The sequence below is a fragment of the Mycobacterium sp. IDUB_5 genome (genome assembly GCF_055419565.1).
Window position 1 is genome coordinate 94,765 of record NZ_JBVAXX010000010.1, and the last position, 15,022, is coordinate 109,786.

Sequence of the window (15,022 nt, forward strand, 5' to 3'; positions counted from 1 at the left end):
CGTGATGGTCGTCGGTCAGCGACGACGATCACGTCGAAATCGCTAACATGAGCGCAACGGCGCCGAAACACCGCGGCCCTAGCTTTGCCGAATGACTCAGGAAATCGGCGATGATGTGCGCTCCGGCGCACCGGATGCCGACCTCGACCGTCTGACCGCCACCAAGGAAACCCTCGAGGACTACACGCTGCGCTTCGCTCCGCGCAGCTACCGCAAGTGGTCCACGGGTGTCGTCGGCATCTCGGCCCTCGGCGGCATCGCCTATCTGGCCGATTTCGCGATCGGCGCCAACATCGGCATCTCCTACGGCACGACGAACGCGCTGTGGGGCATCCTCATCTTCGCCGTCGTGATCTTCCTGACGGGCTTTCCGCTCGCGTACTACGCAGCGCGCTACAACATGGACCTCGACCTGATCACGCGCGGAAGCGGATTCGGCTACTACGGGTCCGTCGTCACCAACGTCATCATGGCGACGTTCACGTTCATCTTCTTCGCCCTCGAAGGCTCGATCATGGCCCAGGGCCTCGAACTCGGCCTGGGCATACCGCTGTGGCTCGGGTACGCGGCCTCGACCCTGATCATCTTCCCGCTCGTCATCTACGGGATGAAAGTGCTGTCCACACTTCAGGTCTGGACGACACCGCTGTGGCTCGTCCTGATGGTCGCACCGTTCGTGTACCTCGTGGTCAGCCATCCCGAGTCCGTCAGCCAGTTCTTCGCCTATCAAGGTGAAGAGGGCAACGGCGGCTTCGACCTCGGCTCCACGCTGCTGGCCGCGGGCGTCTGCCTGTCGCTGATCGCGCAGATCGCCGAGCAGATCGACTACCTGCGCTTCATGCCGCCGAAAACGCCGGAGAACAAGCGCAGTTGGTGGACGTGGATGATTCTCGCCGGCCCGGGCTGGGTCTTCTTCGGCGCGATCAAGCAGATCGTCGGGCTGTTCCTGGCGGTGTACCTGATCGCCAACGTCGCCGACAGCGCCGGGGTGGCCAACCAGCCGGTGCACCAGTTCCTCGAGATCTACGAGAACTTCCTGCCCGGCTGGCTGGCCATGACGTTGGCCGTCGTGCTCGTGGTGATCAGCCAGATCAAGATCAACGTGACGAACGCCTACTCCGGATCACTGGCGTGGACCAACTCGTTCACCCGCGTCACCAAGCACTACCCCGGCCGGCTGGTGTTCTTGGGCTTCAACCTGCTCATCGCACTGATCCTGATGGAAGCCAACATGTTCGACTTCCTCAACACCATCCTCGGGTTCTACGCCAACTGCGGTATGGCGTGGGTCGTGGTGGTGGCCTCGGACATCGTGATCAACAAGTACCTGCTCAAGATCTCCCCGCAAGCGCCCGAGTTCCGCCGAGGCATGCTGTACGCGATCAATCCGGTCGGGTTCGGATCGATGCTGATCGCCGCGGGCGTTTCGATCCTGGCGTTTTTCGGCGGTCTGGGCGAAGCGATCCGGCCGTACTCGCCGCTGGTGGCGATCGGGCTCGGGTTGGTGCTGCCGCCGATCTTCGCGGTGGCGACCAAGGGCAAGTACTACCTGCGCCGCACCGACGACGGCATCGACCTCCCCATGTACGACGAGCTCGGCAATCCGTCCGGCGAGCACCTCAAATGCCATGTGTGCCATCACGATTTCGAGCGGCCGGACATGGCGAAGTGCGAGACGCACGATGCGTTCGTCTGCTCGCTGTGCCTGTCCACCGACAAGGTCGCCGACCACGTCCTGCCGGCTCAAGCGTGATTTCGGCGTGGTTGTCGTCGCTCAGCGACGACAACCACGCCGAAGTCGCTAGGACAGGGAGTCGACGAAGAGTTTGTGGACGCGCCGGTCGCCGGTGACCTCCGGGTGGAACGCCGTCGCGAGCGTGCGACCCTGCCGCACCGCGACCGGATGACCCGCCGCGGTGGCGAGCACTTCCACCCCGTCGCCGACCCGCTCCACCCAGGGAGCCCGGATGAACACCGCGTGCACCGTGCCGTCGAGGCCCGTGAACGCGATGTCCTCCTCGAAGGAATCGACCTGACGACCGAAGGCGTTGCGCCGCACGGTGATATCAATGCCGTATAGCGGCAGCGCCTCACGTCCGGGTACGCCCGCGTCGGCGATCTCGGTGGCGAGCAGGATCATGCCGGCGCAGGATCCATAGGCCGGCATACCGTCCGACAGGCGGGTCCGCAGCGGCTCGAGCAGGTCGAACTCGCGCAAGAGATGACTCATCGCCGTCGACTCGCCGCCGGGGATCACCAAACCGTCGACCCGGGCCAACTCGTCGGCCCGGCGCACCGTGCACGCATCGGCCCCCGCTTCGCGCAACGCCGCGAGGTGTTCGCGGGTGTCCCCCTGCAGCGCCAGCACCCCGACCCGAGGGGCGCTCACGTCGTCGAGCGGGAGAAACCGCGAGCGAAACGGGTCAGGCCCTCCTGCATGACCGCGGCCACCATCTCGCCGTACTGATTGAAGATCTTGCCCTGGGTGAGCGAGCGCCCACCGCACGCCGAGGGCGAGGACTGGTCATAGAGCAACCACTCGTCGGCACGGAACGGGCGCATGAACCACATCGCGTGGTCGAGCGAGGCGACCTGCAGATGCGGGCGTTCGTCGGGGTAGTTGACCTGCGCCGAACCCAGCAGCGTGAGATCGCTCATGTAGGCGAGCGCGCAGATGTGCAACACCGAATCATCGGGCAGCGGGTCCCGATGCCGGAACCACACCTGCTGCTGAGATGCCTTGTTGGGCAACAACTTCAGCTGATCGCGCGGGACGATCCGCACGTCCCATTCATCGAACTGGCGGAAGCTGGCATCGTCGAACACCTTGCTCGCCGACTTGAAGTCGGGGATGTTGTCCGGCGGCGGGGCGGCCGGCATCGCGTCCTGGTGCTCGATGCCACTCTGGTCGGTCTGGAAGGACGCCGACATCGAGAAGATCGTCTCGCCGTGCTGGATCGCGGCGACCCGGCGCGTGCAGAACGAGCCGCCGTCACGCAGCCGCTCGACCGTGTACACCGTGGGTGACCGGGCGTCGCCCGCGCGCAGGAAGTAGCCGTGCAGCGAGTGCACCTGGAACTTCGGGTCCACGGTGCGCACCGCCGAAACCAACGATTGGCCGGCGACATGGCCGCCGAACGTGCGCTGCAGGAAGCCCGACTCGGGGCTGAACACACCGCCGCGGTAGATGTTGACCTCGATCTGCTCCAGGTCGAGGATCTCTTCGATCGCCATTACTGTTGGTTCTTTGCGCGAGCGCTCATCACAGGTGCCGTTTTTACCAGCCCCGCTCGGCGAGCCGATGCGGCACCGGGATGTCGTCGACGTTGATGCCGACCATCGCCTCGCCGAGACCGCGGGACACCTTGGCCAGCACGTCGGGATCGTCATAGAACGTGGTCGCCTTGACGATCGCCGCGCCCCGCTCCTCGGGGTTGCCGGACTTGAAGATGCCCGAGCCGACGAACACGCCCTCGGCACCGAGCTGCATCATCATCGCCGCATCGGCAGGGGTGGCGATGCCGCCGGCGGTGAACAACGTCACCGGCAGCTTTCCGGCCCGCGCCACCTCGACCACCAGATCGTAGGGCGCCTGCAATTCCTTTGCCGCGACATACAATTCGTCTTCCGACAACGACGTCAGCCGGCGGATCTCGCCGCCGATCTTGCGCATGTGGGTGGTGGCGTTGGACACGTCGCCCGTGCCGGCTTCCCCCTTCGACCGGATCATCGCCGCGCCCTCGGTGATCCGCCGCAGCGCCTCGCCCAGGTTGGTGGCACCGCACACGAACGGAACGGTGAACTTCCACTTGTCGATGTGGTTGGCGTAGTCGGCGGGCGTCAGCACCTCCGACTCGTCGACGTAGTCCACGCCGAGGCTCTGCAGGATCTGCGCCTCGACGAAGTGGCCGATACGGGCCTTGGCCATCACCGGGATCGTGACCGCAGAGATGATGCCCTCGATCATGTCGGGGTCGCTCATCCGCGACACCCCGCCTTGGGCGCGGATATCGGCCGGCACCCGCTCGAGCGCCATCACCGCGACGGCGCCGGCACCCTCGGCGATGCGAGCCTGCTCCGGGGTGACGACATCCATGATCACGCCGCCCTTGAGCATCTCCGCCATGCCCCGCTTCACCCGCGCGGTTCCGCGAGTCGGACTGCCGTTGCTCTGGGCGCCTTCGGTTTCCACTGTCAACTCCTTCAATCGCTACCGATTCAGTGTAAATGCGGCGGCAAACCAATTCGATCCGCAGTCAGCGGATGAGGCGCACCGGCTGCCGGTCGTGCATTTCAGGCCGGTCGGCCAGCGCTGTCGCCTCGTCGAGCAGGTCGGCGAGCTGACGCGGATAGACCGCCTCACCACCGGCAACCAGTTCGCGGATGATTGTCGCATCGCACCATCGGTGGCCGTGGATGTAGGTCTGTTCCAGCCCGGATCGGCCGCCGTCGGCCGGCTCGAAGCGCGCGGTGCGGTGCACGAAATACATCTCCTCGCTGCGCATCACCGCTCCGTTGAACTCGATGGTCGCGTCGCGACGCCACGCCGGCCCGATCAAGTCCTCGGGGCTCACCCGCAGCCCCGTCTCCTCCTCGAGTTCCCGCGCGGCTGTCTGCGCCAGCGACTCGCCCGCCTGCGCCGCGCCACCGATGGTGAACCACCAGCGCGGCGCGGGTTGGACCGGGCTCTGCGGATCCGATCCGCACAGCAGCAGCACGGCGCCGTCGTCGTCGAGCAGCAGGACCCGCGCCGACCTGCGCGCCGTCGGCGGGGCGGCCTCGCGAGTCGACACCTCCCCGCCCTCGGAGATCTCGAAGTACCCCGGCATCGCCGCGGTGCCACCCAGCCGCAGCGCACGCACCGCGGGGCGCTCCCGCAGGGCCAACGTGTCGCGGACCGCGTCGTTGTGGAACCGCCGGGCCAGCAGCACTCGCGCTTCGGCGTCGGCGAGTTCGGCCACCAGGGCGCGCGGCAGCGAGGCGGGATCGACGCGGGCCAGCGCAGCAGACAGCTCGTTCTCGGCGGCCTCTCGGGCAGACCGCGGGGCCCGCTCGGCGGCGTCGGCCAAAGCGGCCAGCCTTTTGCCGTCGGGCCCGACGCCGTACGCGTCGAGCGCGACCGCGCGCGCCACCACCGCACGACGCGCCAGCGCCCCATCGAGTGCCTGCCAGGACAGGTCGTACCGCACGTGCAGACGGTCGAGGCGGTGGGCGGTCTGATAAGCCCACAGACCGATCAGTGCGACGACCGCGACCAGCAGCGCGATCACCACTGCGGTCACCCACGGGATCACGAGGCGACCCGCACTTTCACGCCGGAGCCGGCCACCGTCTCGTACACCCGCATGATCTGCTGCGCCACGACCGACCAGTCGTAGCGCTGCACGAGCTCGGCCGCGCACTCGATGTAGTGGGCGCGACGGGCGTCGTCGGTGAGGACCTCGATCAAGCCGGTAGCCAAATCGGCGGAGTCGTCGACGGCCACCAGCCGGCCGCCGCGGCCGTCGTCGAGCACCCGGCGGAACGCGTCGAGGTCACTGGCCACCACCGCGGTGCCTGCGGCCATCGCCTCGACCAGCACGATGCCGAAACTCTCGCCGCCCGTGTTGGGTGCGCAGTACACGTCGGCGCTGCGCATCGCCGCGGCCTTCTGCGCGTCGTCGACCTGGCCGAGGAACCGCAGGTGACCGGCCAGCGGGCCGGCCGTCTCGCGCAGCTCCGCCTCGTCACCGCGCCCCACCACGAGCACCTCGATGTCACCGAAGCGGTCGACGACAGCGGGCAGCGCACCCATCAGCACCGACATGCCCTTGCGCGGCTCGTCGAAGCGACCGAGGAACAGGATCGAACGGCCCGGGCGCGGGTAGCCGGCGAGCAACGGCGCGGTGGCGAACGAGGCGACGTCGACGCCGTTGGGGATCTCGACCGCGTCGCTGCCCAGCGCCTCCATCTGCCAGCGGCGAGCCAGGTCTGAGACCGCGATGCGGCCGACGATCTTCTCGTGCATCGGCCGCAGAATCGGCTCGAACACCGACAGCGTGAGCGACTTCGTCGTCGACGTGTGGAACGTCGCGACGATCGGACCCTCGGCTATGTTGAGCGCCAGCATCGACAGGCTCGGCGCATTGGGCTCGTGCAGGTGCAGCACGTCGAATTCGCCCTGCTGCAGCCACTTTTTCACCCTGCGATGCGTCGCGGGCCCGAAACGCAACCGTGCGACCGACCCGTTGTACGGGATGGGGATGGCCTTGCCGCCGGAGACGACGTAGTCGGGCAGCGACGTCTCAGCGTCGGGCGAGGCCGGCGCGAGCACGCTGACCTCGTGACCGGCCGCGTGCATCACCTCCGCGAGCTGCAGCACGTGGGACTGCACGCCGCCGGGCACGTCGAAGCTGTACGGGCAGACCATCCCGATGCGCATCAGGGCGCCTCCAGCCTCGCCCTGCGCTCATCGGAGAGATCGGCCAGCCACTGCGGTTGCATCATGTGCCAGTCGGCGGGATAGGTGGCGATGTTGTCGGCGAAGCGGTCCGCCAACGCCTGGGTGATCGCGGTGACGTCGCCCGACGAGGTGTCGATCTGAGGGTAGATCTTCGTGCCCCAGCCGTCGCCGTCGAACCAGCAGTGCGCCGGGAACAGCGCGGCTCCGGTGGTGAGCGCGAGTTTGGCCGGCCCGGCGGGCAGCCGTGTTGGCTCGCCGAAAAAGTCCACTTCGACGCCGCGCCGACTGAGGTCACGGTCGGACATCAAGCAGACGATGCCGTTGTCGTTCAGCCAGTCCGACAGCACGTCGAACGGTGGACGCTCCCCGCCCGAGGACGGCACCACGGTGAAACCGAGGCTCTCCCGGTAGGCCAGGAATCGGCGGTAGAGCGACTCCGGCTTCAGACGTTCGGCGACGGTGGCGAAGGTGCCGAAATTCTGCGCAAGCCACACCCCGGCCATGTCCCAGTTGCCGCTGTGCGGCAACGCGAGGATCGCGCCGCGGCCCTTCTCCTTCAGCGCATCGAAGGCCATGCCGATGTCGAGGACGTCCAGCTGGCGCCCCAACTCGTCGTGGTCCATCGACGGCAGCCGGAACGCCTCTCGCCAATACCGAGCGTAGGACGCCAGCGAGGCCTGCATCAGGTCGTCGGGCACGTCGCGCGGCGCGGTGCCGATCACCCGTGCGAGGTTCTTGCGCAGCTGATCGGGTCCGCCGCCACGGGCGGCATACCGAGCGCCCGCACCAAAGGCGTTGCGGGCCACGATCTCCGGTGCGGCGCGCACCAGCCGCCACCCCGCCGCATAACCCCAGTCACTGAGGTGGTCTCCGAAGGGGATCATCATGGTTCGGGGGTCTCGGGCTTCTCGGCCGGGGTGAGAGGATCTGTCGCTCCCGGGGAGACGCGCACGCTGTGCAGCCGCTGCCCGACGGTGAGCACACTGGTCACGGCCAGCACCCACATGGCCACCGGCAGCAGCCACTGCAGCGGCAGGAACGGCAGACCGGACAGGCCGGCACCCATGAGGACGATCACGAGCCGCTCCGGACGCTCGATCAGCCCGCCGTCGCCGGTGAGGCCGCTCGCCTCCGCCCTTGCCTTGATGTACGAGATCACCTGGGAGGACACCAGACAGATCATGGTCGCGACCGCGAGCCCGGTGCTCTGCAACCCGAAAGCCGCCCACCACAGCAACCCGCAGAAGATCGCGCCGTCGCTGATGCGGTCACAAGTGGCGTCGAGCACCGCGCCGAAGCGCCTGCCACCGCCGCTCTCCCGGGCCATCGCCCCGTCGAGCATGTCGGCGAGCACGAACACGAACACCGTGAACGCGCCCCACCACAGTTGGCCCATCGGGAACAGCGTCAACGCGCCGAGCACCGACCCGGCCGTCCCGAGAATGGTCACGCTGTCGGGCGTGAGTCCCAGGCGTAGTGCACCTTTGGCCGCGGGCCGCGACAGCTTGGCATACGCCGCCCGGGTCATCAGGTAGAAATCGCTCACGACTGGCGATCCCACTCGCCCGCCAGCAACTGACGCGTGTCGCGAAGCAGCTGCGGGATGATCTTCGAATCCCCGATGACCGTGATGAAGTTCGCGTCACCGCCCCAGCGGGGCACCACGTGCATGTGCAGGTGCTCCGACAACGAGCCACCCGCCGACGTGCCGAGGTTGAGGCCGACGTTGAACCCGTGTGGCCGCGACACCGCCTTCATCACTCGAATCGCCTTCTGCGTGAACGCCATCAGCTCGGCGCTCTCGTCGACGGTCAGGTTCTCCAGTTCCGCGACCCGCCGATACGGCACCACCATCAGGTGCCCGGGGTTGTACGGGTAGAGGTTGAGCACCGCATAGACCAGCTCGCCGCGCGCGACCACCAGGCCGTCCTCGTCGGACATGTTGGGGATGTCGGTGAACGGCTCGGACGACGCCGCCGATCCCTGCTTCACGGCGTCGACGATGTAGTTCATCCGGTGGGGTGTCCACAACCGCTGCAAACGGTCGGGTTCACCTACCCCGCGGTCTACGATCGTGTCGTCCGAGTCCACGTCACCCCTCGCCTGCCTGCGCCTCGACGGTTACGAGATCTGCTGTCGGAGCACTGTTCTCGCGCCGCTTCACCCAGTCGACGATGGTCTGGACAGCCGCCTCACGTCCGACACCGTTGATCTGCGTGCGGTCACCGAACCGGAAGCTCACTGCGCCGGCCTCCACGTCGCGGTCCCCCGCGAGCAGCATGAACGGCACCCGCTGGTTGGTGTGGTTGACGATCTTCTTGGCCATCCGGTCGTCGCTCGTGTCGACCTCGGCACGAATCCCGCGCTTCCTCAGGTCGGCAGCCACCTCGAGCAGGTAGTCGACATGCCCGTCGGCGACGGGAATCCCGACCACCTGTACCGGCGCCAGCCACGCCGGGAACGCACCGGCGAAATGCTCGGTGAGGATGCCGAAGAACCGCTCGATCGAGCCGAACAGAGCGCGGTGGATCAACACCGGCCGCTTGCGGGTGCCGTCGGCGGCGGTGTACTCGAGCTCGAAGCGGTCCGGCATGTTGAAGTCGAGCTGAATGGTCGACATCTGCCAGCTCCGGCCAAGCGCGTCGCGCACCTGCACCGAGATCTTCGGGCCGTAGAACGCGGCACCGCCGGGATCCGGAACCAGTTCCAGGCCTGAGGATTCCGCCACCTCGCGCAGCGTATCGGTGGCCTCCTCCCAGATCTCGTCGGAGCCGACGAACTTCTCGGGGTCCTTCGTCGACAGCTCCAGATAGAAGTCGTCGAGGCCGTAGTCGGCGAGCAGGTCCAGCACGAACTGCAGCAGCCGGGCCAGCTCGTCGCGCATCTCTTCGCGGGTGCAATAGATGTGCGCGTCGTCCTGCGTCATCCCCCGCACCCGGGTCAGCCCGTGGATCACACCCGACTTCTCGTAGCGGTAGACACTTCCGAATTCGAAGAGCCGCAACGGAAGTTCCCGGTAGGACCGTCCCCGCGCCCGATAGATCAGATGGTGCATCGGGCAGTTCATCGGTTTGAGGTAGTAGTTCTGGCCCGGTTTGCGGACCGTCCCGTCCTCGTTGAACTCCGCGTCGATGTGCATCGGTGGGAACATGCCGTCGGCGTACCACTCCAGGTGACCGGAGGTTATGTAGAGCTGTTCCTTGGTGATGTGCGGGGTGTTGACGAACTCGTAGCCGGCCTCGATGTGCTTACGCCGCGAGTACTCCTCCAGTTCGCGCCGCACGATGCCGCCCTTGGGGTGGAAAACCGGCAAGCCGGAACCCAATTCGTCAGGAAAGCTGAAGAGGTCCAGCTCGATGCCGAGCTTGCGGTGGTCGCGCCGCTGCGCCTCTTCGATCAGCTCGAGATGCCGGTCGAGCGCCTCCTGCGACTCCCACGCGGTGCCGTAGATGCGCTGCAGGCTGGCGTTGGCCTGGTCGCCGCGCCAGTACGCCGCGGAGCTGCGGGTCAGCTTGAACGCGGGAATGTAGCGGGTCGTCGGAATGTGCGGACCGCGGCACAGATCTCCCCAGACACGTTCGCGGGTGCGGGGATTGAGGTTGTCGTAGGCAGTCAGCTCGTCGCCGCCCACTTCCATGACCTCGGGGTCGTCCGCGCCGGACTTGTCGTCGATCAACTCGAGCTTGTAGGGCTCGCCGGCCAGCTCAGCGCGGGCCTGGTCCTTGGACTCGTAGACGCGGCGCTCGAAGAGCTGACCGTCTTTGACGATCTTGCGCATCTTCTTCTCGAGTGCGTCGAGGTCCTCGGGGGTGAACGGTTCGGCGACGTCGAAGTCGTAGTAGAAGCCGTCGGTGATCGGCGGACCGATGCCCAGCTTGGCGTCGGGGAACATGTCCTGGACCGCCTGCGCCAACACGTGCGCGGCCGAGTGCCGGATGACGCTGCGCCCGTCCTCGGTGTCTGCCGCCACCGGGGTGACCTCGGCGTCGACGTCGGGAATCCAGGACAGGTCACGCAGGCGCCCGTCGGCGTCGCGGACCACGACGACGGCGTCGGGCGCACCCCGGGACGGGAGCCCAGCCTCACGCACCGCCGCAGCGGCGGTCGTCCCGGCAGCGACCCGGATCGGGGCTGCTGGTGCGGGGCGAGCGGGCGCGGTCATGAGGGGTTCTCCCAACGTTGGTGCAGTTCTGCAGCGTGGTCGACCGAACGGGCTCGGCGACCGCGACCATGCTATCGGTGCGCGACCTCAGGACCCGATACCAATAGGGCTTTGCAGCCAGGGCCACTCGATTCCGACCAGCCGGGCCGCGAAGTTGAGCGCCCCGAGCAGCCACAGCGTGCCGACGACGACGGCGGCGGTGAAGACGACGCCGAGGATCTTGACCCACAGGCCCTGGTTCTTGAACCACTCCATGACCTTGTCGTAGCGCTCGCGCACCCAGGTCAAGAGGCGGCGGGCCCAGTCGAACTCGGTGGCCAGGATGCCGAGCCCGATGAACACGATGGCCCAGCCCGGTCCGGGATACGGGATCGCGATGATGCCGACCGCGAACACGGCCAGGCCGACAACGCCAACCACGATGCGGTACGCCAGATCCGCAGCGGGTCGTTCCCGCAGCCGGTCACGCCACCGGGCCCAGCGCCGCGTGAAGGCGTTGCGTTTGCCGTCGGTCATGGCTGCCCCGGCTTGAGCTTCACGAACAGCGAATGCGCCTCGGCGAGCAGCTGGTCACCGTCGAGCAGGCGGCCCGAGACGAAGATCTTGCGGTCCACGATCTCGTCGATGCCGGCATCGACCTGCAACACCTTGTCGACCGGCACGACCTTGCGGTAGTCGACGTGCAGGAACGCGGTGCGCTGGGCCCGGCTACGTCCCAATTTGGCGGCGGTGAACCCGAGCACCGAATCGAAGAGGTGGGCGATCGTGCCGCCGTGGGCAGCCCGGTTGCGGCCCAGGTGGTAGCGCCGGAACAGGGCGGTGCCGCCGATGCGCTCGTCATCGGTGACGTGCAGGTCGACAGGCACGTTCAGGATGTTCCCTCGGTTGGGCAGATCCATCCGTCGTCCCGACGGTGACGCCCACTCGTCGGCGTCGAACGGCGCGAGTAGTTCGGAGGCCTGCTCGATCAGGTCGGCTGCGGCGGTGACGACGTCATCAGGTGCGTCGGCCGCCCGCGCGTGGTCTTGAAGCGTGCGTACCGCCTCGACGAACCGCCCGTAGTCGGGGCCGCCGCGGGTCGTGGGCCGCGGCGGGTTGAAGCCGCCGCCGGACTGGTCGTCGGCGGATTCGGGGGCGCTCACCCGCTCACCGTATTGGTTGTGTCAGCTCTGGGCGGCACCGGCTTTGCTCAGCGTTTCGAACTCGTCGTCACTGAGCTCGATCTCACCGGCCGCCACGTTCTCCTCCAGGTGCGCCACCTTCGACGTCCCGGGAATGGGCAGCATCACCGGCGACCGCTTGAGAAGCCATGCCAACGCAAGCTGGGAGGCCGTCGCACTGTGCTCGGCGGCGATACGTTGCAGTGGACCGTCCGCAGCTGCCAGCGGTCCTGCTGCCAGCGGGAACCACGGGATGAACGCGATGCCCTGGGCTTCGCACGCGTCGACGAGAGGTTCGGCGCCTCGGGTCGTCAGGTTGTACATGTTCTGCACCGAGACGACCGGCGCCACCTTCTGCGCAGCCTGGAGTTGTTCGATGCTGACCTCCGAGAGCCCGATGTGGCGGATCTTGCCCTCCTGCTGCAGCGCCAACAGCTCCCCCACCTGGTCCTCGGCTGGGAACTTGTCGTCGATGCGGTGCAGCTGGAACAGGTCGATGGTGTCCACGCCGAGGCGACGCAAACTCATCTCGCACTCCTGGCGCAGGTACGCCGGATACCCGAGCACGGGCCACTGATCGGGACCGGTGCGCAGCAGCCCCGCCTTGGTGGCCACGACGACCCCGTCGTAGGGATGCAGCGCCTCGCGGATCAGCTCCTCGGAGATGTAGGGGCCGTAGGAGTTCGCGGTGTCGATGAAGTTCACGCCGAGTTGTACGGCTCGACGCAACACGCGCAGGCATTCGTCTCGGTCTGCGGGCGGACCCCAAACGCCCTTGCCGGTCAGGCGCATCGCCCCGAAGGCCAGGCGATTCACGGTCAGATCGGTGCCCAGGGTCAGCGTCGTCGTAGTCACCGCACCGACGGTACGCGCGCGATGCGAAGCTCAACCGGTGAAATTGAGCGATCTGGCCGATCTGCCGCTGACCTATCCCGATGTGGGCGCAACCGCGGGCACACCGCCGCCGGGATACCGCTTCCTGCGGAGGACCTCGGTCATCGGTATCGGCCGTCAACGCTTCGACGAGGCAGCCGCAGCAGGTATGCGTTTCGGGATGTTGCGTGGAGCCGGGCTGCGCATAGAGGCGACGACGCCGACAGCCCAAGTGGGCACCGACGTGCTCGGGCACCTGGGCCCGGTGGCCGCCCCCTGCCGGGTCGTGTACGTCCTCGACGAACCGGACCGCCGCGGATTCGCCTACGGCACGCTGCCCGGACACGCAGTCCGCGGCGAGGAGCTGTTCCTGGTGCGCTACGACAGCACCACAGACCAGGTGATCGCCGAGGTCGCCGCCTTCTCCCAGCCCGCGACGTGGTGGAGCCGTCTCGGGGCTCCCATGACCTCCCTCATGCAGAAACTGATCGCGACCCGGTATCTCAAGGCGCTCTGAACAAGCCCGCGAGAAACGGTCACAGAGGTGGCAGCGACATGCCCAGGTGATTTCCAAAGGTCAGCGGTAGATTGATGCCGAATTGACGTGAGAGTTTGGACGGTGGCGGTGGAAACTCAGGCTGACGTGGACGCAGCGCATCTGCGTGTGGCGGAATTGGTGCGCGGTCTGCACAACAGACCCGATACCGACGCGGACACAGTGGTCGCCGAGTTGGCCGAACATGCGGCCGCCGAAATTCCGGGCGCGCAGTACGCAGGCATCACTCTGACCCGCAACGCTCGCCAGATCGAGACGCCCGCAGCGACGTCACACTGGCCGCTGCTGCTCGACAAGATCCAGCAGCGCTATCACGAGGGACCGTGCCTGACGGCTGCCTGGGACGAGCAGACGGTCCACGTACCCGACCTGGAGACAGAGACGCGGTTTCCGAACTATCGACGCGACGCGCTGGCGGAAACCCCCATCAGGTCGATCATGGCGTTTCAGCTGTTCATCGCCGACGAGACCCTGGGGGCGCTCAACGTCTACTCCGAAGAGCCCAATGTCTTCACGGCGGATTCGCGAACCATCGGGATGATCTTCGCTGCGCACTCGTCGGTTGCCTGGAATTCGGCACGCCGCGAGGAACAGTTCAAGAAGGCGCTGTCGAGCCGAGACATGATCGGACAGGCCAAAGGCATGATCATGGAGCGCTATCGGGTGGATGCGGTGCAGGCCTTCGACGTCCTGCGCAAGCTGTCCCAGGATTCCAACGTGCCGCTGATCCAGGTCGCAACCGATTTGGTCGCCGGCGCGCTGGCTGAAAACGAGAAGAAGGATCGCGAGTCGTAACGACTCATGCGTTGACCGCCACCAGCACCATGTACGCCGTCGACGCCAGGGCGAGCAGCAGATACAGGGCTGGAAACCGATGTTGTGGAAGACCCTGGCTCGAACGAAGAACACGACCAGGCCGACTCCGGCAGCGACACCCAACCAGGGCAGGGACGTCATGCCGACCACGGGTCCGACCGCACCCGCGAGTTTCAGGGTCGCGAGCCACGGCACGGCCTTCTCGGGACGTGCACCGCTGCAGAGTTCTTCATGACCCCTGCGAATGCTCTGTTCGAGATGCTGTCACCGACGCTCTGATCCGGCTACTGGCGATCCGGCCTGGCTGAGCCTCGACTCAGCCAGGCCGCAGCGATCTACCGACCTTCCCAACGGTCCCGGCGGTCACCGCCGGCGACAGGTGCCCGCGTCACATCGGCATCGGCGGCGGGAGCGTGTGCAACCGCGCCACCCTGCGATGCCGACCAGTCCGTGCCTGCGCAGAGCAGATCAGACGGCACCGGGACCTCGTTCGGCAGCGGCACCGGCAGACCCGGGATGGACGGGAGATTCAACGGGGACGGCGAAATCAGGTTGGAGACGCCCGTGGCCAGCAGCGGGGTGAAGCCATCCGGCACGGGAGGTCCCGAAATCGACACGGCGGCAGGCATTCCCGGTGCAGGCGCCGGCGGCGGAGGCAGAACCCCGGCCACCGATGAAGCGGCGTCCTGCACAGTGCGCAGCACTCCGGGCGGAGTCAGCAGGTCGCGAACCGTCAGCGCGTTGCCCGGGGTGCCCGGGGTCGGAGACGACGGACCACCGCTGTTGACGCTCACTGACGAGGGCGGGGTCGGCGGCGCCGGCGGTGTTGCAGCAGCGGCAGGAACCGTGACCGCGCCGCCGGGGCCACCGGGAACTGGAGGCGCCACCCCACCAGCAGGAACCGTGACCGCACCACCCGGACCACCCGGAACCGGAGGCGCCACCCCACCAGCAGGAACCGTGACCGCACCACCCGGACCACCCGGAACCGGAGGCGCCACCCCACCAGCAGG

General features: G+C 67.2%; 17 protein-coding genes and 1 pseudogene. 3 read left to right on the forward strand and 15 right to left on the reverse strand.

Going from position 1 to position 15,022, the window contains the following annotated elements:
* The first annotated feature begins 91 nt into the window (after nucleotides 1-91).
* Nucleotides 92-1,753 (forward strand): purine-cytosine permease family protein, encoded by a 1,662-nt coding sequence (locus tag ACZY1G_RS27510; protein ID WP_463824130.1) that lies wholly within the window; start codon nucleotides 92-94, stop codon nucleotides 1,751-1,753.
* Nucleotides 1,754-1,801: 48 nt separating this feature from the next.
* On the opposite strand, the gene pdxT is transcribed toward ACZY1G_RS27510, so the two are convergent.
* The 12 genes from pdxT to ACZY1G_RS27570 all read right to left on the reverse strand — a co-directional run bounded on the left by pdxT (nucleotide 1,802) and on the right by ACZY1G_RS27570 (nucleotide 12,619).
* Complete coding sequence (gene pdxT / locus ACZY1G_RS27515; protein WP_463816613.1) at nucleotides 1,802-2,389, reverse strand: pyridoxal 5'-phosphate synthase glutaminase subunit PdxT; 588 nt, start codon at nucleotides 2,387-2,389, stop codon at nucleotides 1,802-1,804.
* The gene (tesB, locus tag ACZY1G_RS27520; RefSeq protein WP_463816614.1) at nucleotides 2,386-3,234 is read right to left on the reverse strand and encodes an acyl-CoA thioesterase II; all 849 of its coding nucleotides are present in this window, start codon (nucleotides 3,232-3,234) and stop codon (nucleotides 2,386-2,388) included. The genes pdxT and tesB overlap by 4 nt, the downstream gene beginning before the upstream one ends.
* 43 nt (nucleotides 3,235-3,277) lie before the next feature.
* Complete coding sequence (gene pdxS / locus ACZY1G_RS27525) at nucleotides 3,278-4,192, reverse strand: pyridoxal 5'-phosphate synthase lyase subunit PdxS (protein ID WP_463824131.1); 915 nt, start codon at nucleotides 4,190-4,192, stop codon at nucleotides 3,278-3,280.
* Nucleotides 4,193-4,256: 64 nt separating this feature from the next.
* Nucleotides 4,257-5,294: an NUDIX hydrolase gene (locus ACZY1G_RS27530; RefSeq protein ID WP_463824132.1), complete on the reverse strand. Its 1,038-nt coding sequence runs from the start codon at nucleotides 5,292-5,294 to the stop codon at nucleotides 4,257-4,259.
* Entirely contained in the window at nucleotides 5,291-6,421 is a 1,131-nt protein-coding gene (locus tag ACZY1G_RS27535; RefSeq protein WP_463824133.1) for a glycosyltransferase family 4 protein, read from the reverse strand. Before ACZY1G_RS27535 ends, ACZY1G_RS27530 begins: the two co-directional genes overlap by 4 nt.
* Nucleotides 6,421-7,329, reverse strand: coding sequence for a phosphatidylinositol mannoside acyltransferase (locus ACZY1G_RS27540; protein ID WP_463816618.1), 909 nt, complete (start codon nucleotides 7,327-7,329; stop codon nucleotides 6,421-6,423). The genes ACZY1G_RS27535 and ACZY1G_RS27540 overlap by 1 nt, the downstream gene beginning before the upstream one ends.
* Nucleotides 7,326-7,988, reverse strand: coding sequence for a phosphatidylinositol phosphate synthase (gene pgsA, locus ACZY1G_RS27545; protein ID WP_463816619.1), 663 nt, complete (start codon nucleotides 7,986-7,988; stop codon nucleotides 7,326-7,328). Before pgsA ends, ACZY1G_RS27540 begins: the two co-directional genes overlap by 4 nt.
* Nucleotides 7,985-8,533 carry an ATP adenylyltransferase gene (locus ACZY1G_RS27550; protein WP_463824134.1) on the reverse strand — a complete coding sequence of 183 codons (549 nt, stop codon included), beginning with the start codon at nucleotides 8,531-8,533 and terminating at the stop codon, nucleotides 7,985-7,987. Before ACZY1G_RS27550 ends, pgsA begins: the two co-directional genes overlap by 4 nt.
* 1 nt (nucleotide 8,534) lies before the next feature.
* Nucleotides 8,535-10,604, reverse strand: coding sequence for a threonine--tRNA ligase (gene thrS / locus ACZY1G_RS27555; RefSeq protein ID WP_463824135.1), 2,070 nt, complete (start codon nucleotides 10,602-10,604; stop codon nucleotides 8,535-8,537).
* 87 nt (nucleotides 10,605-10,691) lie between these two features.
* The gene (locus ACZY1G_RS27560; protein WP_463816622.1) at nucleotides 10,692-11,120 is read right to left on the reverse strand and encodes a TIGR02611 family protein; all 429 of its coding nucleotides are present in this window, start codon (nucleotides 11,118-11,120) and stop codon (nucleotides 10,692-10,694) included.
* On the reverse strand, nucleotides 11,117-11,746 hold the full coding sequence (locus ACZY1G_RS27565) for a PaaI family thioesterase (protein ID WP_463816623.1): 630 nt from the start codon (nucleotides 11,744-11,746) through the stop codon (nucleotides 11,117-11,119). The genes ACZY1G_RS27560 and ACZY1G_RS27565 overlap by 4 nt, the downstream gene beginning before the upstream one ends.
* Nucleotides 11,747-11,767: 21 nt before the next feature.
* Nucleotides 11,768-12,619: an aldo/keto reductase gene (locus ACZY1G_RS27570; RefSeq protein WP_463824136.1), complete on the reverse strand. Its 852-nt coding sequence runs from the start codon at nucleotides 12,617-12,619 to the stop codon at nucleotides 11,768-11,770.
* Between the two features lie 37 nt (nucleotides 12,620-12,656).
* On the opposite strand from ACZY1G_RS27570, the gene ACZY1G_RS27575 reads away from it, so the two are divergent.
* Both ACZY1G_RS27575 and ACZY1G_RS27580 read left to right on the forward strand, forming a co-directional pair.
* Complete coding sequence (locus ACZY1G_RS27575) at nucleotides 12,657-13,154, forward strand: DUF1990 family protein (protein ID WP_463824137.1); 498 nt, start codon at nucleotides 12,657-12,659, stop codon at nucleotides 13,152-13,154.
* A 108-nt stretch (nucleotides 13,155-13,262) separates the two neighbouring features.
* Entirely contained in the window at nucleotides 13,263-13,988 is a 726-nt protein-coding gene (locus ACZY1G_RS27580) for a GAF and ANTAR domain-containing protein (protein WP_463817167.1), read from the forward strand.
* A gap of 144 nt (nucleotides 13,989-14,132) precedes the next feature.
* Here the strand turns inward: ACZY1G_RS27580 and ACZY1G_RS27585 are convergent.
* From ACZY1G_RS27585 to ACZY1G_RS27595, 3 genes and pseudogenes are all read right to left on the reverse strand, one after another.
* Nucleotides 14,133-14,204, reverse strand: a pseudogene (locus ACZY1G_RS27585) (DoxX family protein); the annotation flags it as partial.
* 140 nt (nucleotides 14,205-14,344) lie between these two features.
* Nucleotides 14,345-14,803 (reverse strand): hypothetical protein, encoded by a 459-nt coding sequence (locus ACZY1G_RS27590; protein ID WP_463816626.1) that lies wholly within the window; start codon nucleotides 14,801-14,803, stop codon nucleotides 14,345-14,347.
* Nucleotides 14,800-15,022: hypothetical protein (locus ACZY1G_RS27595; protein WP_463824138.1), on the reverse strand; the 223-nt coding region annotated here is incomplete at its 5' end. The genes ACZY1G_RS27590 and ACZY1G_RS27595, both read right to left, overlap by 4 nt.

Excerpts from the sequence above, each read along its gene's own strand:
- ACZY1G_RS27510 (WP_463824130.1), top strand. The coding sequence starts at position 92 with ATGACTCAGGAAATCGGCGATGATGTGCGCTCCGGCGCACCGGATGCC.
- ACZY1G_RS27560 (WP_463816622.1), bottom strand. The coding sequence starts at position 11,120 with ATGACCGACGGCAAACGCAACGCCTTCACGCGGCGCTGGGCCCGGTGG.
- ACZY1G_RS27540 (WP_463816618.1), bottom strand. The coding sequence starts at position 7,329 with ATGATGATCCCCTTCGGAGACCACCTCAGTGACTGGGGTTATGCGGCG.
- ACZY1G_RS27535 (WP_463824133.1), bottom strand. The coding sequence starts at position 6,421 with ATGCGCATCGGGATGGTCTGCCCGTACAGCTTCGACGTGCCCGGCGGC.
- tesB (WP_463816614.1), bottom strand. The coding sequence starts at position 3,234 with ATGGCGATCGAAGAGATCCTCGACCTGGAGCAGATCGAGGTCAACATC.
- thrS (WP_463824135.1), bottom strand. The coding sequence starts at position 10,604 with ATGACCGCGCCCGCTCGCCCCGCACCAGCAGCCCCGATCCGGGTCGCT.